The sequence below is a fragment of the Corallococcus sp. CA041A genome (genome assembly GCF_003612075.1).
GTDB lineage: Bacteria > Myxococcota > Myxococcia > Myxococcales > Myxococcaceae > Corallococcus > Corallococcus exiguus.
Map to the genome: position 1 here is coordinate 1 of NZ_RAWF01000788.1, position 254 is coordinate 254.

Annotated in this window: 1 protein-coding gene; it reads left to right on the forward strand. The window is 64.2% G+C overall.

Annotated features, from left to right (window positions below):
• Positions 1 to 101: 101 nt before the first annotated feature.
• Positions 102 to 254: helix-turn-helix domain-containing protein (locus D7V77_RS46180; protein WP_368666253.1), on the forward strand; the 153-nt coding region annotated here is incomplete at its 3' end.

Consider the following 254-nt stretch of genomic DNA (forward strand, 5'->3'; position numbering starts at 1 on the left):
TACAACGAGCACTGGTTGCTGGAGCGTCACCACTTCCTCTCGCCGAGTCAGGCCCGGCGGGAACTGATGCAGAAGCAAGCGGCCTGATTACGACCAACCTGGTGTCTCAACAATCCGGTGCGGTACACCTGTTGTCTGCCGAAGGGCAGAGCGCCACCCAGGTGGGCAGAACATTGGGTGTCACTCCCCGGGCCGTGTACGCGTGGCGTCGGAGGTGGCGCCAGGAAGGTGTCCAGGCACTGGAGGCCCGTGCG